This window comes from Qipengyuania sp. GPGPB31 (genome assembly GCF_038396345.1).
In the GTDB taxonomy this organism is placed as follows: Bacteria; Pseudomonadota; Alphaproteobacteria; order Sphingomonadales; family Sphingomonadaceae; genus Qipengyuania; species Qipengyuania citrea.
In genome coordinates this window covers 43,900-63,343 of sequence record NZ_CP149572.1, presented here as the reverse complement: position 1 = coordinate 63,343, position 19,444 = coordinate 43,900, and the positions used below count along the sequence as shown (strand labels likewise).

General features: G+C 65.4%; 13 protein-coding genes. 8 read left to right on the top strand and 5 right to left on the bottom strand.

Annotation, left to right across the window (positions count from 1 at the left end):
• The first annotated feature begins 27 nt into the window (after positions 1-27).
• Genes WKH79_RS00340 through WKH79_RS00330 form a run of 3 tightly spaced genes read left to right on the top strand, consistent with a single transcriptional unit; the run spans position 28 to position 3,639 of the window.
• Positions 28-1,239 (top strand): acyl-CoA dehydrogenase family protein, encoded by a 1,212-nt coding sequence (locus WKH79_RS00340; RefSeq protein ID WP_341859267.1) that lies wholly within the window; start codon positions 28-30, stop codon positions 1,237-1,239.
• An 18-nt stretch (positions 1,240-1,257) separates the two neighbouring features.
• Complete coding sequence (locus WKH79_RS00335; RefSeq protein WP_341859266.1) at positions 1,258-2,328, top strand: acyl-CoA dehydrogenase family protein; 1,071 nt, start codon at positions 1,258-1,260, stop codon at positions 2,326-2,328.
• Between the two features lie 9 nt (positions 2,329-2,337).
• Positions 2,338-3,639 carry an MFS transporter gene (locus WKH79_RS00330; protein ID WP_341859265.1) on the top strand — a complete coding sequence of 434 codons (1,302 nt, stop codon included), beginning with the start codon at positions 2,338-2,340 and terminating at the stop codon, positions 3,637-3,639.
• Here WKH79_RS00330 and WKH79_RS00325 read toward each other — a convergent pair.
• Together WKH79_RS00325 and WKH79_RS00320 are read right to left on the bottom strand one after the other, a co-directional pair.
• A complete protein-coding gene (locus WKH79_RS00325; RefSeq protein ID WP_157052102.1) occupies positions 3,631-4,857 on the bottom strand; it encodes a TetR family transcriptional regulator in 1,227 nt (408 codons plus the stop codon). The two genes, WKH79_RS00330 and WKH79_RS00325, sit on opposite strands and share 9 nt — an antisense overlap.
• Positions 4,854-6,590, bottom strand: coding sequence for a class I adenylate-forming enzyme family protein (locus tag WKH79_RS00320; RefSeq protein ID WP_341859264.1), 1,737 nt, complete (start codon positions 6,588-6,590; stop codon positions 4,854-4,856). Before WKH79_RS00320 ends, WKH79_RS00325 begins: the two co-directional genes overlap by 4 nt.
• A gap of 178 nt (positions 6,591-6,768) precedes the next feature.
• Here WKH79_RS00320 and WKH79_RS00315 point away from each other — a divergent pair, with 178 nt between their 5' ends.
• The 5 genes from WKH79_RS00315 (at position 6,769) to WKH79_RS00295 (ending at position 17,037) form a co-directional block, all read left to right on the top strand.
• The gene (locus WKH79_RS00315) at positions 6,769-8,004 is read left to right on the top strand and encodes a serine hydrolase domain-containing protein (RefSeq protein WP_341859263.1); all 1,236 of its coding nucleotides are present in this window, start codon (positions 6,769-6,771) and stop codon (positions 8,002-8,004) included.
• A gap of 10 nt (positions 8,005-8,014) precedes the next feature.
• Positions 8,015-10,051 carry a 3-hydroxyacyl-CoA dehydrogenase NAD-binding domain-containing protein gene (locus WKH79_RS00310; protein WP_341859262.1) on the top strand — a complete coding sequence of 679 codons (2,037 nt, stop codon included), beginning with the start codon at positions 8,015-8,017 and terminating at the stop codon, positions 10,049-10,051.
• 235 nt (positions 10,052-10,286) lie between these two features.
• Entirely contained in the window at positions 10,287-12,950 is a 2,664-nt protein-coding gene (locus tag WKH79_RS00305) for a TonB-dependent receptor (protein WP_341860074.1), read from the top strand.
• 273 nt (positions 12,951-13,223) lie between these two features.
• Positions 13,224-16,196, top strand: coding sequence for a TonB-dependent receptor (locus tag WKH79_RS00300; RefSeq protein ID WP_341859261.1), 2,973 nt, complete (start codon positions 13,224-13,226; stop codon positions 16,194-16,196).
• A 76-nt stretch (positions 16,197-16,272) separates the two neighbouring features.
• The gene (locus WKH79_RS00295; protein WP_050600106.1) at positions 16,273-17,037 is read left to right on the top strand and encodes an SDR family oxidoreductase; all 765 of its coding nucleotides are present in this window, start codon (positions 16,273-16,275) and stop codon (positions 17,035-17,037) included.
• 21 nt (positions 17,038-17,058) lie between these two features.
• On the opposite strand, the gene WKH79_RS00290 is transcribed toward WKH79_RS00295, so the two are convergent.
• Genes WKH79_RS00290 through WKH79_RS00280 form a run of 3 tightly spaced genes read right to left on the bottom strand, consistent with a single transcriptional unit; the run spans position 17,059 to position 19,444 of the window.
• Positions 17,059-18,039, bottom strand: a complete 981-nt coding sequence (locus tag WKH79_RS00290; protein ID WP_341860073.1) for a TolC family protein — start codon at positions 18,037-18,039, stop codon at positions 17,059-17,061.
• Positions 17,925-18,467, bottom strand: coding sequence for a hypothetical protein (locus WKH79_RS00285; RefSeq protein ID WP_341859260.1), 543 nt, complete (start codon positions 18,465-18,467; stop codon positions 17,925-17,927). The genes WKH79_RS00290 and WKH79_RS00285 overlap by 115 nt, the downstream gene beginning before the upstream one ends.
• On the bottom strand, positions 18,464-19,444 hold the full coding sequence (locus WKH79_RS00280) for an efflux RND transporter periplasmic adaptor subunit (RefSeq protein WP_341859259.1): 981 nt from the start codon (positions 19,442-19,444) through the stop codon (positions 18,464-18,466). The genes WKH79_RS00285 and WKH79_RS00280 overlap by 4 nt, the downstream gene beginning before the upstream one ends.

The following is a 19,444-nucleotide window of genomic DNA, read 5'->3' as shown; positions in this document are numbered from 1 at the left end:
ACTGCGACGGAGAAGGAGGAGAGACCCATGGCAACCCAGCTAGAACCGGACATTCATGCCGATGAGGAGGCATTCCGCACCGAAGTGCAGCAATTCCTCGCGGCCAATTTCCCTGCCGAACTGAAAGGCAAGGCCAATGCGCTGGCCGGGGTCGACGGCCCGACCGACGAAACGCCTGCGCAGACCAAATGGCGCGAAGCCGTGGGCGGGCGCGGATGGGGCACCCCGACATGGCCGAAGGAATATGGCGGGGGCGGCCTGACCAAGGCGCAGGCCAAGATCGTCGAGCAAGAATTCGCCAAGGCCGGCGCCTACAACCCGATCGGCGGCATGGGCGTGATGATGTTCGGTCCGACGCTGCTGGAGTATGGCAGCGAGAAACAGAAGCAGGAGCATATCCCGCCGATCTGCCGCGGCGAGATCCGCTGGTGTCAGGGCTATAGCGAACCCAATGCCGGGTCCGATCTCGCCAATTTGCAGACCTTCGCCGAGGACAAGGGCGATCACTACATCGTCAACGGCCAGAAGACCTGGACCAGCGGCGGCCAGTGGGCGGACAAGTGCTTCGCCATCGTCCGCACCGACAGGAGCGACAAGCACCGCGGCATCAGCTTCATGCTGATCGACATGGATGCCCCCGGCGTCGAAGTGCGCCCGATCACCATGATCAGCGGCACCAGCCCGTTCTGCGAAACCTTCTTCAGCGACGTCAAGGTGCCGAAGGAAAACCTCGTTGGCGAGGAAGGCCAGGGCTGGACCATCGGCAAGCGCCTGCTCCAGCACGAGCGGACCAATATTTCGGGCGGCGGACGCCTCGCCAGCATGATGGGCCGCAGCCTCGGCGAGCTTGCCAAGCGCTACGGCAAGACCGATGCCGATGGCGAACTGGCCGACAAGGTCCTGCGCGACAAGATCGCCGACTTCGAAATCCGCTGGAACAGCTTCCTGCTCACCGCGCGCCGCGCAGTGGAGGAAAGCAAGGCGCAGGGCGGCGTGTCGGAAATCAGCTCGGTGCTCAAGAAGCTCGGCACCAAGCTGAGCCAAGAACGCAGCGAACTGCTGATCGAGATCCGCGGCCTGCAGGGGCTCGGCTGGGAAGGCGACGAATTCACCGACGGCGAACTCGAGGCGGTGCGCGGCTGGCTCTTCGGCAAGGCCACCACGATTTACGGCGGCTCGACCGAAATCCAGAACAACATCATCGCCAAGCGTGTGCTCGGCATGCTCGACCACCAGTAAGATAGGGGAGCACAGACAATGGCAGTTCTCAACGAAGAACAGGAAATGCTGCGCGACATGGCGCGCGACTGGGCGACCAATGAAAGCCCGGTGGCCGAATTTCGCAAGGTCCGTGCGGCCGGCGAACCTCAGGCCTACAATACCGAAGCCTATGCCACGATGGCGGAAATGGGGTGGGCCGGGGTGATCATCCCCGAAGCGCATGGCGGGTCCGATTTCGGCTTCATGTCGGCAGGCCTCGTGGTCGAGGAACTGGGCAAGACGCTGACCGCCAGCCCGCTGGTCGCGACGACGATCGCCGCGAGCGCGATCATCCTTGGCGGCAGCGACGAACAGAAAGCCAAGTGGCTGCCCAGGCTCGCCAGCGGTGAAACGGTGGCGACGCTAGCCGTCGACGAAGGTGCGCATCACGATCCTTCCGCGATCGAGGCCAGCGTGTCGGGCGGCAAGCTGTCGGGCAAGAAGGCCTTCGTCCACGAAGCGCATGGCGCCGACCTGTTCGTGGTCGCCGCCAGGGACGGGCTCTACCTGGTCGAAAAGGGTGACGGCGTTTCGCTGACGACACGCAAGCTCACCGACCAGCGCAGCCATGCCGATGTGGCGTTTGACGGCGCCGCTGCGGACAAGCTCGAAGGCGGCGGCGACACGCTGCTCGACGATGTGCTCGACCGGGCGCGCGTGCTGGCGGCTGCCGAAATGCTCGGCATGGCGCAGCAGGTGTTCGACACCACGCTCGATTATCTGAAGCAGCGCGTGCAGTTCAACCAGGTGCTCGCCACCTTCCAGTCGCTCCAGCACCGCATGGCCGACCTGTTCGCCGATCTCGCGCAGATGCGCTCGGCGGTGGAAGCTGGCCTGCAGGCGGTCGATGGCGGCTTCGGTGTGGCCCGCGCGGCCACGATCGCCAAGGCCGAAGCCAACCGCGTGCTGCACGTGATCAGCAACCAGGGCATCCAGCTGCATGGCGGCATCGGCATGACAGATGAATACGACATCGGCTTCTACCTCAAGCGCGCGCGCGTGCTTGAGGCGAGCTGGGGATCGACGAGCTATCTCAAGGACCGGTTCGCCAAGTTGTCCAGCTATTGAGACCGGCGATTGAGCGACGCTAACGCCTCTTCGGGCGACACCGCAGGGGCGCTCCCGGACGACGATGTCTGGGGGCGCCACAGCGCCTTCATGGAAGCCAATCTCCGGCGCAACTACACCACCAACCTGACGCATGGCGTATTCGGAATGACGGGCTTTCGCCTGATCTACGCCCCCACGATCATCCCCGCCTACCTCTACCTGCTGACCGGCAGCGCCGCCGCAGTCGGCCTCGGCACCGCGCTGTTGCAGCTGGGCGGCACCGTGTCGCCGATCCTGTCGGGGGCGCAGGTCGAAAGCCGCCAGCGCATCCTGCCCTATGCGATCACCGTGGGGTCGATGATGCGGGTGATGGTCCTCGTGCTGGCGATCGCGGCCTGGACGCTCGAAGGCACCGCATTGCTGGTGGTCACGCTCGCCAGTTTCCTGCTGCTCGGTTTCTTCAGCGGGGCGCAGCGGGTGGCGTTCCAGATGCTGATGGCCAAGCTGATCCCGATCGACCGGCGCGGCCGGCTCCAGGGCATACGCAATATGGTCGGCGGCCTCATTGCCGCCGTGCTCGCCTGGGTGGCGGGTCATTATTTCATCGAGCAGCAATGGCTGGGCAATGGCTATGCCACCACCTTCCTGCTCGCTTTCATCCTGACCTCGGTCGGGCTGTTCGTATTGCGGCTGGGGATCCGCGAACCCGATGCCCCGCGGCGGCGGCCTGCCATCCCGCTGCGCGAACGGATCGGCCAGTTCGGCGAACTGCTTCGCCACCGCGATTTCCGCGCGTTCCTGTGGGCGCATGGGCTCGCCGCGATCGCGCGCGTCGGCCTGCCCTTCTGGACGCTCTATGTCGGCGACCGGCTGGGCCTCGACGGCGCGCTGATCGGGACGCTGAGCTTCGCCTTTCTCGCGGCCGACACGATGTCGAACCTCGTCTGGGGATCGCTGGGAGACCGCTTCGGTTTCCGCACGGTCTATCTCGGCGCGCTGATCAGCAGCCTGGTGGGCATGCTGCTGCTCGTGCTGGGCGAAGGCTGGCTGGTCTATGCCAGCTTCGTCTCCCTCGGCTTCGGGTTTTCGGGCTGGATGATGGCCGCGGTCACACTGGTGCTCGAATTCGGCGAGCACGAGGACATTCCCATGCGACTGGCGCTGACGACCACGGTCGAGGGCGGCGTGTCCTCGGTCGGCCCGATCCTCGTCGGGTTGAGCATCGCGGCACTGGGCTATGCCCCGCTGATCGTTGCCGCCTTCGCTTCGCTGCTGGCCAGCCTCGCGCTGATGCTGTGGCGCGTGCGCGAACCGCGCACCTCAGCGTGACGGTGCCAGTACGCCTTCCGACATGACCGACAGATAAGTCTCGATCGCTTTTTCCGGTTGTTCGAAACGCGCCGCCCAGTGCCGCGCCTCATAGGCTGAGTTGACCGTCGACATGATCACCTGGCCCGCCACCAGCGGATCGATAGGACGCACCGAACCATCGGCAATCCCGTCGATCAGCATGCCCGCAAAGCGGCGGGCCAGCCGGTTGGACCGCGTGACGACGCCGCTCTTGTGTTCGGTATCCAGCGCCTGCAGCGCGGTGGTGCGCAGCAGCGGCGTGCGGTCGAAGAACTGTAGGTCGACCAGCTCCGCCAGCACGCTCGACAGGCGCTTCCAGTAATCGGTGCCGATATCGCGGCCCGCGATCTGCACGGTGGAAAGCCGGTCGTAGCTCTGCTGGAAACAGGCCAGCACCAGATCGTCCTTGGCTTCGTGGTGGTGGTAGAAACTGCCCTTGGTGACATTCAGACTTTCGGCGATGCGGTTGACCGAGGCGCCGCGATAGCCGCGCTCGTTGATCATCACGGTCGCGGCGCGCAGGAAGGCCTCGTTCTGCGTCGCATCGTCGTCTTCCCCCGTCCGCCAGCCGCCCGTCAGCGGTTCGGGTTCGAACCGGCCGCGCTGCGCCGGCAGGCCATGCGCCAGAACGTCGAACAGCCGTTCCTCGATGCGCGCGAAATCGAGCACCGAATAGCGGATCGACCACACCGGCCACCACATCACCGCTTCGAGCAGGATATGCGCGCGCGCCGAAAACAGCGCGCGTTCGGCGTTGTCGTGCCATTCGCCGAAGAAACGCCGCACCAGATCGACCACGCGCAGGTAATGCGCCATCAGCGGATCCTGCACTTCGGGATCGAGCGTGCGGATTTCCGACAGCGCCACTGTCAGCCCGCGTTCGCCCGCGCGGATACGCTTCCTCAGCTCGACATGCGCAGCGATGAAATGGCGCAGCCGCGCGGCGGGATCGGCCTGCGACAGCGCATCGCGCGCAATGTCTTCCATCAGCGTCAGCGTCTGGTCGTATACGGCAACGACCAGTTGTTCCTTGCGCGGGAAGTAATAGGTGACGCTGGTGGCGTTGAGCCCGATTGCGCGCGCCACTTCGGCCAGCGTGGTCGCCTGGACCCCGACCTCGTTTATCAACACCGCCGCGGCATGGACGATCGCTTCGCGCTTCTCGCCGAACTTGCGGGTCGCCGCTGGCCGGATCATGCGAAGAATGCACCCAGATCCTTCTTGAGGATCTTGCCGTTGGCATTGCGCGGCAGCGTGTCCTGCACGAAGGCGATGCGCACCGGCACCTTGAACTTGGCAAGACGCGCGGCGACCCATTCGCGCAATTCGTCCTCGGTAGCGGACATGCCGGGGGCGAGGTGCACGACCGCCGCGGGTTCTTCGCCCAGTGTCGGATGCGCGATCGCCACCAGCGCGGCATCGGTCACCGCGGGGTGATCGTAGAGCACGTTCTCGACTTCGGAGGAGTAGATGTTTTCGCCCCCGCGAATGATCATGTCCTTGGCCCGGTCGACGATGTAGCACCAGCCTTCCTCGTCCAGCCGCGCCAGATCGCCCGTGCGGACCCAGCCGTCGACGAATGTCTCGGCGGTCGCCTCGGGTCGGTTCCAGTAGCCCTTCACCACCATCGGACCGCGCGCCCACAGCTCGCCCACTTCGCCCACCGGCAGTTCGGTAACGCCGTCATCTCCCACGATCTTGAGATCGGCCACCGCGACGGGCGGGCCGCAGCTGTCGGGCCGGTTGAGGTAATCCTCGCTCGAATGGCCGGTCACCGTGGCCATGGTCTCGGTCATGCCCCAGCCATTGGCCGGCAGCGCGCCGAATTCCTCGTGGATCTTGCGGACCAGTTCGGGGGCCGCCGGAGCGCCGCCATAAGCCACCGCCTCGAGGCTGGAGAGGTCGTAATTCGCGCGTTCGGGATGCTCGAGCAATTGCCAGGCGATTGTCGGGACGCCGCCGGTCAGATTGACCTTCTCCCGCTCGATCAACTGGAACGCCTTAACCGGGTCCCATTTGTGCATGAACACCATGGTGTGCCCGGCCACGACATAGCCCATCAGGCCCGCCGAACAGGCGGTGACGTGAAACAGTGGAATGACAGTCAGACCGACCTTCTGCACCGGCGCCGGCGGTTCCTCGCCGCGGCGCAGGAAGGCGATCGCCCCATTGTATGCGCTCGACATGATGTTGGTGCACAGATTGCGATGCGTACCGAGCGCGCCCTTGGGCTGGCCGGTGGTGCCGCTGGTGTAGAAGATCGTCGCTTCGTCTTCGGGATCGATGTCCACCTGGGGCAGCGCGGCGGAAGGAAGCGCTGCATAATCCTTGGGCGTTCCGAGGACGTCTTCAAGCTGCTCTGCCCCTTCCAGTGGCGCATCGCTGCGCGATACGAGAGCATGTTCGAGATCGGGCAGCTCGCCGCGGTGCGGGGCGATACGCTCCCAGCGTTCGGCGTCGCACACCAGCAGCTTGGCGCCCGAATTGGCGAGGCCGAAGGCGAGCTCGGAGCCCGTCCACCAGGCATTGAGCGGCACGCAGATCGCGCCGATCGTGGTCGCGGCGAAAAACGCGACCGGCCATTCGGGCAGATTGCGCATCGCCAGCGCCACGCGGTCGCCTTTCGCCACACCGCGCTCGCGAAGTTCGGCAGCCATTCGCGCGACTGCGCGGAACCACGCTTCATAAGTGACGCGCTCGTCCTCGTAGATGGCGAACAGCCGGTCCCCGTGGGTGCGTGCGGCCATCGCCACCTGGCGCATGTTGGTGGGCGCGTGCTTCCACACGCGGGTGGGCACGCCGCGAATGTCGATCGTCTCCATTTCGAAGCGTTCGCCCGGTGCGGTGAGGCGGTCGCGGCATTCGGCCCGCGACATGGCCGGCCAGCCGGCCGGTGGCACGAATCCGATTTCGTGCGCGAGATTATTCATGGCTCTCCCCTTCCCGCCTCTGTGGGCGAGTCTCCAACTCTCTCAAACAATCGGTCTAACCCCGCGGGGCCGCGTCGCGCAAGTCGCCTTCGAAGCAAAGGTATGAGGGTGGCAAGAACAGATGAAATCGCTATTCAGGCAAAACCGAAGCATAGGTATGTGCGGAGAGGAGATCAGGATGTTCGATCTGGCAGATGCCGGAGAGCTGGGATTCGACGCGGGCAGGCTGGCGCGAATCGCGCCCTTCCTCAGCGACGCCTATATTGCGAACGGGCGTCTGCCCAATGCGCAGCTGGTGGTCGCGCGCGATGGCCGGCCGGTCCATTACACCAGTCTCGGCAAAATGGGCGATGACGGGCGCGAACTGCGCGACGACGCGCTGTTCCGCATCGCCAGCATGACCAAGCCGGTCGCTTCGGTGGCCTTCATGCAGCTGGTCGAACAGTGCAAGGTCGCGCTTGAGGAACCGGTCACGCGGGTGTTTCCCGAATTTGCTGACCTCGCGCTTTATGCGGGTGGCGGCGGTTCGATCCCCTTCGCGCCGGGCACCCCTGCCCCGCCGATGCGCTTCGTCGATTTGCTGACGCATATGTCGGGCCTCACCTACGGCCTGCAGAACCGCACCAATATCGACGCGGTCTATCGCGAGAACAATTTCGACTTCGCGCGCAATCACCTCGACAGCGACGGCTACATCGAGAAGCTGGCGCAGCTGCCGCTCGAATTCGCGCCCGGCCAGGGATGGAATTATTCGGTGTCGACCGATGTGCTGGGGATTGCGGTCGAGCGGATCAGCGGCATGCGCCTGGGCGACTATTTCGAGCAGCATATCTTCGGCCCGCTGGGGATGAAGGATACGCGCTTCGGGGTCGCCGAAGGCCAGGCGGACCGGCTGGTCGATGCCTATGCCTATCGGCCCGGCAAGCCCCCTAGAATGATCGACGCCGGGGCCACCAGCAAACTCAACCGAGCCGGTACCTTCGACAGTGGCGGCGGCGGACTGGTCGGCAGCATTGCCGATTACCACCGCTTCGCCACGATGCTGCTCAACGGCGGCGAGCTCGACGGCGCGCGGATACTCAGCCCGAAGACCGTGCGGCTGATGCGCACCAACCACCTGCCCGGCGGGGCCGACCTTACCGAGATGTCGAGCAGTCTGTTTTCCGAAGCCAACAATGCCGGCACCGGGTTCGGCCTGGGCTTTGCGATGGTGATCGACCCTGCGAAGACGCTGATGCCGTCGAGCCTGGGCGAATTCTACTGGGGCGGCGCCTATTCGACCGCCTTCTTCGTCGATCCGGTCGAACGGATCACCATGGTTTTCATGACGCAGGTCTATCCTTCGTCGACCTATCCCATCCGGCGGCAGCTCAAGACCCTGATCTATTCCGCCCTCACCCAATCCCACGCCTGAGGAGAAACCGATGACGTCCCCCATTCGCACCGAACGCCATGACAATGTCCTGGTGGTCATTTCCGACAATCCGCCGGTCAACGCGCTGGGCCAGGCCGTCCGCGCCGGGCTGAAGGACGCGATCGAGGAAGCGCTGGCGGACGATGGCGTCGAGGCGGTGGTCATTCGCTGCGACGGGCAGACCTTCTTCGCCGGGGCGGACATCACCGAATTCGGCAAGCCGCCGGTCGGGCCCAACCTGCCCGAAACGCTCGACGCGATGGAAGCGAGCGACAAGCCGGTCGTGGCCGCGATCCACGGTACCGCGCTGGGCGGTGGGTGCGAAGTCGCGCTGGCCTGCCACTACCGCGTCGCGGTGCCCAGCGCCAAGATGGGGCTGCCAGAAGTGAAGCTCGGGCTGATCCCCGGGGCTGCGGGGACGCAGCGCCTCCCGCGCCTGATCGGCGCCGAAGCCGCGCTGCCGCTGGTCGTGGGCGGCAATCCGATCCCTGCCAAGAAGGCCGAGGCGATCGGCCTGCTCGATGCGCTCGTGGGCGAAGACAGTCTCGAAGCCGATGCGATCGCTTTTGCCAGGTCGAAGATCGGCCAGCCGGTGCCGCGTGCGTCGGAAGGCAAGGCCAATGAGGACGGCGTGCGCGATCCCGACCTGTTCGACCGTTTCCGCGCCTCGCAGGCGCGCAAGATCCGCGGCTTCGACGCACCCAATGCCGCGATCGAGGCGGTCAAGGCCGCCGGGCAGATGTCCTATGCCGACGGGGTGAAGAAGGAACGCGAGCTGTTCACCGAGCTCATGACCGGCACGCAGAGCGCGGCCATGCGCCATTATTTCTTCGCCGAACGCGCTGCGAACAAGATCGACGACGTGCCCAAGGACACGCAGCTCATCCCGATCAAGAAGGTCGGCGTGATCGGCGCCGGCACGATGGGCGGCGGCATCGCGATGAACTTCCTGTCGGCCGGCATCCCCGTGACGATCCTCGAGATGGCGCAGGACGCGCTCGATCGCGGCACCGGGATCATCCGCAAGAATTACGAAGCGACCGCGAAGAAAGGCCGCATGTCGCCCGAGCAGGTCGAGCAGGCGATGGGCCTGCTGACCCCGACGCTGGCCTATGAAGACCTCGCCGATTGCGACCTGGTGATCGAGGCCGTCTTCGAGGACATGAAGGTCAAGAAAGAGGTGTTCTCGAAGCTCGACGAGGTGGTCAAGCAGGGTGCGATCCTGGCCTCGAACACCAGCTATCTCGATGTCGACGAGATCGCCACGGCAACACAGCGGCCGGGCTATGTCGTGGGGCTCCACTTCTTCTCGCCGGCAAATATCATGAAGCTGCTCGAGGTCGTCCGCGGCAAGGAAACGCGGCACGATGTGCTAGCCACGGTGATGAAGCTGTCGAAGAAGATCGGCAAGGTCGCGGCGGTGTCGGGCGTGTGTCCCGGCTTCATCGGCAACCGCATGCTGTCGAAGCGGCAGGAACAGGCGAACGAACTGCTGATGGAAGGCGCCAATTACTGGGAAGTCGATGACGTCCTGCTCGACTTCGGCTTTCCGATGGGCCCGTTCCAGATGGCCGACCTCGCCGGTATCGACATCGGCTGGCACCGCGATCCGAGCAAGGTGACCACCATCCGCGAAGCGCTGTGCGCGGCGGGACGGTTCGGGCAGAAGGCGGGCAAGGGTTTCTACGACTACGACGAGGCGCGCAACCGCACGCCGTCGGACGAGGTCAAGCAGATCATCGCCGATTTCGCGGCACAGGAGGGCAAGCCGCAGCGCGCGATTTCGAAAGACGAGATCCGCGAACGGCTGCTTTATCCGATGGTCAACGAGGGCGCCGAAATCCTCGATGAAGGCATGGCCCAGCGCGCCAGCGACATCGACGTGGTGTGGATCAATGGTTATGGCTGGCCGCTCTACACGGGCGGACCGATGTTCTGGGCGCAGACGATCGGGCTGGATACGGTGGTCGCCGGGCTGGAGCAGCACGGACTGCCGGTGAGCAACTATCTGCGCGCGCGAGCCGAAGACAGCGGAAAGTTCGCCTGACCTTCATCGAATCTGCGACATAATTGAAACGCCGGTATGGAAATCGGTCGAACGGTGAAGTCGTTCGTCCGCTGCGCCTTGACAGCGCCCGCCATGCCGGTTTGAACTGCAAAAAAACAACAAATGGGCCCGGTGTGTGCCGGGCCCGGTGAGAGGAGAAAAAATGAGTAAATTCGGTTTACGCCACCAATGCGCCTTCGGTGCCCTCGCCTGTGCGCTGGCGCTTACCCCGGCCATGGCCCAGGCGCAGGATGCAGCCACAAGTGTCGATGATACCGATCTAATCGACAATGCCGAAGTCGATGGTGGCAATGTCATCATCGTGCGCGCGCAGGGCCGCGAACAGGCGCTGTCCGACGTTCCGGTCGCGGTCTCGGCAGTGTCGGGCGAAATGCTCGAGAAATCGGGCGTGGCCGACATTCGCGACCTCAACCAGGTCGCGCCTTCGCTGCTGGTCTCCTCGACCGGTAACGAAGCCAATGGTTCGGCCCGTATTCGTGGCATTGGTACGGTCGGCGACAACCCCGGTCTCGAAAGCTCGGTCGCGGTCTTCGTCGACGGCGTCTATCGTTCGCGCTCGGGCAATGCGCTGTCCGAACTCGGACCGCTCGACCGGGTCGAGATCCTCCGCGGCCCGCAGGGCACGCTGGGCGGCCGCAACTCCTCGGCCGGCCTGATCAACATCTACACCGCCCCGCCCGAGTTCGAATTTTCGGGCTACGGCGCCTTCACCTATGGCAATTACGACGCGATCAAGGTCGAAGCCGGAATCAACGCGCCGCTGGGCGATACGGTCGCCGCGCGGATCGACGGCGTCTATTTCGAGCGCGACGGCTTCTACAACGATGTCGTCAACGATGTGCGGATCAACGACCGCGACCGCTATCTCGTGCGCGGCCAGCTGCTGTTCGAACCGACCAGCGATCTCAGCATCCGCCTCGTTGGCGATTATTCGAACAAGGACGAGGCCTGCTGCGCCGCAACCTTCGTCCAGCCCGAATTTGCGCCGCTCGCACGCGTATCGCCCGGGCTCGACCGGTACAACCGCCCCGAAGGCGGCCCCGCCCTCACCAGCACCGACAATCCGATCATCCCGATCCTGCTCGGGCTCGGGCAGGATCCGCGCGGGCTGACGCAGTCGACCTTCAACCGCGATATCTACGTGTCTCCCGGTCGTTCCTACCAGGGCGAGACCGAAGACTGGGGCATTTCGGGCGAAGTGAACTGGAACTTCGGCGATGTGACGCTGACCTCAATCACCGGCTATCGCGAATATTCGAACTTCCAGGGTTCGGACACCGACTACACGCAGGTCGACCTGCTGTACCGTGCCCCCGGCCCCGATGCCGGCGCGCGTGAATTCAAGACCTTCACGCAGGAATTCCGCCTCAACGGCACGGCATTCAACGACACGCTCGACTGGCTGATCGGCGCCTATTACGCCAATGAAAAGCTGGAAACGCGCGACAACCTGCGGTTCGGCAACGATTACGGCACTTTCGCCAACTGCCGTATCGCGCTGGCGATCAACCCCGCGCTGGCCAACCCGTCGGCCGACAACTGCCTGGGTGCCAATGTCGCCGCGCTGGACGGGACGCTTACCGGCACTCCGGCATTCGGACCGGCAACGCCGCTGATCATTGCCGGTATCAACAATCTGGCGCAGGTGCGCGATATCGGCAGCAATGGCGACCGGTACAACCAGACCAGCGAGAACTTCGCGGTCTTCACGCACAACATCGTCCACGTCACCGACACGGTCGATCTGACGCTTGGCCTTCGTTACACCAACGAAACCAAGGATTTCGACGCAGCCTTCAGCAATGACAACGTGTTCTGCCCGCAGAGCCGCGCGCTGCTGGACGGCCTTCTGGCGACCCCGCTTGGTGGTCTCGCGGCCGGCCTCATCGGCCTGTCGTGCCAGGGCAACTCGACTGCCGAACTCGACGGCGTGACGCTGTCGGACCAGCGCAAGGAAGACGAGTTCACCGGTACCGCGATCCTCAGCTGGAAGCCCGATCCCGACTGGATGGTCTACGGCTCCTACTCGAAGGGCTACAAGGCCGGCGGCTTCAATCTCGATCGCTCGGCGCTCGCTCTGCCGGTCGAATTCGACGCTGCCACTCTGGACCCCAGCGCGCTGCAGTTCGACGCCGAAACGGTCGATGCCTTCGAAGTGGGCGTGAAATATTCGGCCCGCGACTGGGGCTTCAGCGTTGCCGCGTTCCGCCAGGAGTTCTCCAACTTCCAGCTGAACACCTTCAACGGCACGGTCTTCCTGGTCCAGAACATCAATGGCTGTGACACCGATCTCGGCGGGGCCGATCGCGATGGCGACGGATCCACCGGAAGCTGCGCTGCCGAAAACGTCGCTCCGGGCGTGATCGCGCAGGGTGTCGAGTTCGAGGCATCGGTCAGCCCGATCCGCGACCTCACCATGACGATGGGTCTCACCTATGCCGATACCAGCTACGAGGACAATCTCGTGGGCCAGGACAACGGATCGCCGCTCGATCCCGCGCTGCGGCTGCTTCCGGGCGACAATCTGTCGAACGCCCCCGAAGTGACCGCCACCGCCTCGCTCAGCTGGACCCCGCCGATCGGCAATTCGGGTCTGTCGGGCCTGTTCTTCCTGAACGCCCGCACCACCGATGACTACAACACCGGTTCGGACCTGCTGTACGGCAAGGAACAGGACGGGTTCACGCTGGTCAACGGCCGCGTCGGCATCACCGGTCCCGACCGTCGCTGGGGCGTCGAGCTGTGGGCGAACAATCTGTTCGACATCGACTACAGCCAGGTGGCCTTCAACACGCCGTTCGTTGCCGAGCAGCAGACCTATTCGGCCTTCCTCGCCGAACCGCGCACCTACGGCATCACGGTACGCGCAGGCTTCTGATCGCGTCACCGACCATGAACGGGGGCCCGGCATCACGCGATGCCGGGCCCCTTTTTTGCGCGTCGAGCACGGTCGGTTGAAAAATTTCGGGCCGTGGCAATCGCGCCGCTATGCCCGCGTAACTTAAAGAGTAATTTAGAATTATCGGTATGAGCCCAGGGCGACCGATTACAAAAGGAACTTGTTGCCGACTTGACATAAAGCGAAACTGCGCATTCTCTTTCGAGTGGAAGGTACGCGATAAAAAAGACGTACCTCCAAATGGAGAGGGACATGACCAGATTCACTTTACGCCACAGTTGCGCGCTGGGCGCGCTCGCCACTGCTGCGCTTTCGGCAACCCCGGCCCTGGCCCAGGCAGAGGTCGAGACCGCCGGAGCCGCGACGCAAAATGAAAACCGCATCGTCGTTACCGGTTCCTATATTCGCGGGACGCCCGAAGACGCGGCGCTGCCGGTGGATGTCTTCACCGCCGACGACCTCGCCGAACAGGGCGTCGACAGCCCGCTCGAATTCATCAAGGAACTGCCCTCGGTCGGCGCATCGCTGGGCGATACCAACCAGTTTTCCACCGACGCACAGGGTTTCCAGGGCGTCGGCTCGCTCAACCTGCGCGGGCTCGGGCCGCAGCGCACGCTGGTGCTGCTCAACGGCAAGCGCACCATCCTCAGCCCCGGCGCGGGTTTCGTCGACACCCAGCTGATGCCGCTGTTCGCTCTCGAACGGATCGAACTGCTCAAGGACGGGGCCGGTTCGACCTACGGTTCGGATGCGATCGCAGGCGTCGCCAACTTCATCACCCGCTCGACCTTCACCGGTCTCGAAGTGCAGGGTGACTACAATTTCATCGACGGTTCCGACGACAATTACAGCCTGAGCGCACTGGCCGGTGTCGAGTTGGGCGACACGGGCAATTTCGTCTTCGGCGCCGGGTGGCAGCACCGCAGCGAACTCGGCACGCCGCAGCGCGACTTCGTCAACGTCGGTTACGAAACCAATCCCTCGGCCTATTCCGCGCTGGCGACCCCGGGGCTGTTCGCAGTCTCCTATCTCGATACGGGGACTGGCACGGTCAACACGCAGATCCGGCCCGACGCGGGCTGTACCGAACTGGGCGGAACGGTCGATCTTGGCCGCTGCTATTTCACCTATGTCCCCTTCGACAACATCACCGAGGACGAGGACCGCTACCAGGCCTTCGCCGAACTCACCGTCGACCTGAGCGATACGCTGCGCTTCCGCGCCGAGGCGCTCTATTCGCGCAGCGAACTGACCTCGCTCAACTATTCGCCGGCATTCCCGCCGACGCAGGGGCCGCGCGGGTCGGGCTTCGTCAGCGCGTTCAGCACCTCGCCGAACAACCCCGGCGTGGCCGCTTTCCTCGACCAGGTCGGCCTGCCGCAGAGCTCGGCAACCGATCCGATCGTGGCCATCACCAACGTGCTGTACCGGCCGTTCGGCTTCCTCGGCAATCCGCGCGATCCCGACCGCGGCGCCGGCACCGGCAGCGCAATCAACGATGCCTACCGTTTCAGCGGCGGGCTGGAGTTCGCGCTGAGCGATACGCTGCGGCTCAATGTCGACGGCACCTTCTGGGAATCGAAGCGTGACTTCTACACCCCCGGGATCATCGGGTCGCGCCTGCAAGCGGCGCTGAACGGTTTTGGCGGTCCCGACTGCGATGGCACCACCCCGGGCGCAAATGGCTGCCAGTGGTTCAACCCCTTCGCCAACGCCGGTCCGGGCAATGGTTCGTTCAACATCGCCAACCCGTTCTACGTGCCGGGCAATGACAACAGCGAGGAGCTGGTGGCGTGGCTGCAGGTCCCCAACGGCACGCGCGAAGAGGAATCGCAATTCGTCTTCGATTTCGTCCTGGCGGGCGAAACCGGGCTCACCTTCTCCGGGGGGCCGCTGGCCTTCGCCGTGGGCGCCCAGTTCCGCGACAATCGCTATACCAGCGATCCCTACAACGATGAATCGAACGTCGATGTGAACCCGTGTTTCATCGAAGGCGACCAGAGCTGCGTGGGCACGACCACCGAAGGGGTGGGCCCGTTCATCTTCCTTGGCGGTTCGCGCCCGGTGAAGCTGCAGCAGGACGTCTACGCGTTCTTCGCCGAAGTGAACGCGCCGATCACCGACCGGCTCGAACTGTCGGCGGCCGTCCGCTTCGAGGATTACGGCAGCCCGATCGGTTCGACGATCAATCCCAAGGGCTCGGCGCGCTTCGAAGTGACCGACTGGCTGACCCTGCGCGGATCGGTGGGGACCACCTTCCGCGGCCCGCTGGCATCGAACGTGTCGCCCAATTTCGTGACCGCGCTCGAAGGCTTCACCGCGGCAGGCGGCAATTACAAGTCGAAGGACATCTACGGCAACCCGACCGATCTCGATCCCGAAACCGCCTTCACCTACAACATCGGGGCGATCATTTCCGCACCGGTCGGCGGCGGCGACGTGACCTTCTCGGTCGACTACTGGTCGATCGACCTCGAAGACCGCATCACCACCACGCCGGGGAATGCGATCGCGAGCTTCGTGGGCAATTTCCAGACCACCGGGCAGGCCCCGGTCGACTGTTCGAGCCCGCTGGCCAATCTGATCACCTTCTCGAACAACCAGTGTATCCAGGGCACGACGCTGGGGATCGACATCAGCCGCGTGCGGACCGATTTCGTCAATGGGCCCGACGTCAAGATCGCCGGTCTCGACTTCGCGCTCAACGCCAGCTTCCCGCTGGGCGACCGGGCGGATCTGAGCTTCGGCACCAATGCGGTGTGGAACCTCGATTACAGCTTCGACGATTTCATCGTCCAGGGCGTGAACGTGCAGCCCGCCTATGACGCGGTGGGCTTCGGCAATTATTTCCGCGATCCGAACACGGTTCCGGAATGGCGCGCCAATGCGTTCGTCAATCTCGGGTTCGGCGATTTCAACGCACGCTATTCGGTCCAGCACATCGACGGGGTGACCGACGATCGCTGCGTCGATCGCGATCCGTGCTTCAGCACGGGCGGCGGCGTGGGCACCAATTTCGGGGTCGAAAGCGGTTCCTACACGCAGCACGACTTCTCGGTGGCCTACGATCTCGCGATCGCGGGGGCCGACGTCCAGCTTCAGGCCGCGGTAGAAAACTTCACCGATGCCGAACCGGCCGAAGCGCAGCTTCCGCTTGGCTACAACCCGTTCATCGGCAATGCCATCGGACGCAATTACCGCCTCGGTATCCGTACCCGCTTCTGAGCAAACGGACCGCACCTACCGGGGGGCCTGCAGCGACAGCTTCGGGCCCCCTCAACTTATGCAAGGGGAACCAATCATGTCGCCATTCGACCTGTCAGGGAAAGTCGCGATCGTCACCGGATCGAGCCGCGGGATCGGCCGCGCCATCGCCGAAGGGCTGGCCGCGCAGGGCGCCCGCGTGGTGATCTCGAGCCGCAAGCAGGATGCCTGCGAGGCGGTCGCCGCCGAAATCAACGCCGCGCATGGCGATGGCAGCGCCGTGGCAATCGCGGCGAGCATTTCGGAAAAGGCGCAGCTCGAAGACCTGTTCGCGCAGACCGTCGCCCGGCTCGGCCCGGTCGACATCCTCGTCTGCAATGCCGCCAGCAATCCCTATTACGGCTCGATGGACGGGATTGCCGACGAACAGTTCCGCAAGATCCTCGACAACAACGTCATCTCGAACCACTGGCTGATCCAGCTGGCGCTGCCCGCCATGCGCGACAAGGGCGACGGGGCGATCGTCATCATCAGCTCGATCGGCGGGCTGCGCGCGTCGACGACCATCGGTGCCTATTGCATCTCGAAGGCCGCGGATTTCCAGCTGGTGCGCAATTACGCCGCGGAGAACGGCAAGCACGGGATCCGCATCAACGGGATCGCCCCGGGGCTGGTGAAGACCGATTTCGCCAAGGCATTGTGGGACAATCCCGATGCGCTGGCGGCGACCGAGAAGGCGCTGGCCATGCGGCGCATCGGCGAGCCCGAGGATATCGCTGGGGCGGCGGTCTATCTGGCGTCGCCCGCCGCGAAATGGACCACCGGGCAGACCATCGTGGTCGATGGCGGCGCGACGATCTAGCCCCGCATCGCGGCAGGCAGGCTAGCGCAGTGTGCCGCCGCCCAGCGCCTGCCACAGCAGCACTCGGGCGCGCCGCGCGCGGCCCTGCGCCGCGGCGGCGCGTTCGCCGCTGGCATCGGCAGCGCGCCGCGCATCGAGCACGGTGAGAAAATCGGCGAGCCCGGCCTCGAAACGCGCATTGGCCAGCCGCGCGGCGCGCTGCAATGCGGCGGCCTCGCGCGCAGCTGCGGCAGCCTCGGCATCCGCAGTCGCGACCACGCCATAGGCCGCCTCCGCATCGCCCAGTGCGGTGTAGACCGCACCGCGATAGGCTTCGAAGGCCGCGCGCTTGCCCGCTGCCGCACCGTCGATCTCCGCCGCGATCCGCCCGAAATCGAGCAGCGGCCCGGCAATCGATCCGGCCAGGCTGCCCACGAGCGATTCATTGTCGAACACATCGCCGATGCCGAAGGCGAGCAGGCCGATCGCGCCTGACAGGTCGAACACGGGGAACCGCCGCCGCGCCGCAGCCGCCAGAGCGGCATCGGCCGCGGCCAGATCGGCTGCCGCGGCAATCACGTCGGGCCGGTTGGCAAGCAGCACCGACGGCAAGGTCGCCGGCGGGGGCGGATCGAGCGCCGCCGGATTTTCCTGCGCCAATGCAGCACGGACCTGCGCCCCGCCCTGCGCGGTCAGCGTGACCAGCCGGCCGAGGAGGCGCGCGCGCTCGCTTTCCAGCGCGACCAGCCGGCTGCGCGAGCCCGCCGCTGAGCCTTCGGCGCGCACCCGGTCGAAACCGGGCGCGATCCCGGCGCGCTCGCGCACACCGGCCAGCCGGGCGAGTTCTTCGGCCGATGCCAGATCGTTGCGAATTTCGCGTTCACGCGCTGCAAGCGTGCGCCAGTCGATCACGCTTGCCGCGATTTCCGCCAGCAGCGCGATCCGCACCGCGCGGGCGCGCGCATTGGCGGCATCGAAGCGTGCCAGCGCGCCGCGCTCCTGCGCGCGCAGCCGGCCGAACAGGTCGAGATCCCAGCGGGCGGTGACATTGGCAGCGTAGGACACCCGCTCGGTGTCGAAGGAAATTCCCGGCGGCAGCCCCCGCCGAAAGAACCGGGATTGCTGCGCTGCCCGGTGACCGAGCCGTTCGCGCCGATCTCCGGCAGCCGCTCGTCGCCCGCGCGATCCGCCCCGGCGCGCGCTTCCTCGACGCGTGCGGCCGCTTCACCCAGCGTCGGCGAGGAGGCCAGCGCCTGCGCTGCCAGCGTATCGAACGCCGGATCCGCGACCGGCATCAGCGCCGCCAGCGATGCGCTGGCTGAAGGATCGGGCGCAAACAGGAACGCGTCCGGCAGAACCGGAACGGGCGTGGCCACTTCGGGCGGCGGCCCGGCCGCGCAGGCGGTCAGGGCCAGCGCACTGGCAGCGGCAAGAAACCCGCGAGCCCTCATTTCGCGGCGCCCTCGGCCGCGATATAGGCATCGACCTGCTGGCCAACACGGAACAGCCCATCGGTTTCGGGCAGTTCGTAAATCACCTGGAGCACGCGCACATCGACCCTTTCGGCCGCGCTGTTGGTGAGCGAACGCTTGGGAACCACCAGCGGTTCGGCCCGGACGAAGGACGCGCGGACCTGCCGATCCGCCGCCCCGCGCGGGCTGACGGTGGCAGGTTCGCCCAGTGCCAGCCGGGGGGCCTGTTCCTCGTCGATATCGATCCGCACGTGCAGCGGGTCGGTCTGCCCCATTTCGATGAAGGGCTGCGCGCTGGCGCCCATGGTGCTGACATATTCGCCCTTGCGGATGTTCACCGCGAGGATCTGGCCCGCGATCGGCGCCCGCACGGTAAGCTGGGCAATCTGCGTCTGCGCCGAACCCGCGCGCGCCTGCGCTGCCTGCAGCCGCGCCTGCGCCAGCCGCAGACGTTCATTTGCAGCAGCGGCCTCGCCTTCGGCGCGGATCACTTCGGCACGGCTGACGGCGGCCGGATCCTCGACATTGCGATAGAGTTCGAGCTGGCTCGCCGCGGTCGCCTGCGTGCTTCGCGCCTCGGCAATCGCGGCGCGTGCTTCGGCGATCGCGGCCTCGGCCTCGCGCAATTGCGCGCGCGCCGCGCGGGGATCGACCGTGAACAGCACCTCGCCCTCGGTCACCCGGTCGCCGGGCTGGACATACAGGCCCGTGATCAGCCCCGACAGCGCCGATCCGAGCTGGATCGTCTCGCTCGACGGTTCGACCACCCCCGAACCTGCCACGCGCAGGGAATCGGCCAGCGCTTCGGGCGCCCGGGGTGGTTCGCGGCCGGGTTCGGACAAGTCCCGATCAGGCATGCCCGCAAGGATGAAGATCGCCGCGGCGATCAGGCCCAGCAGCGCCGCGACGGGCAGGATCTGGCGCGAAAAGCTGAGGTTCTTCAGGTCGAGTGCCAT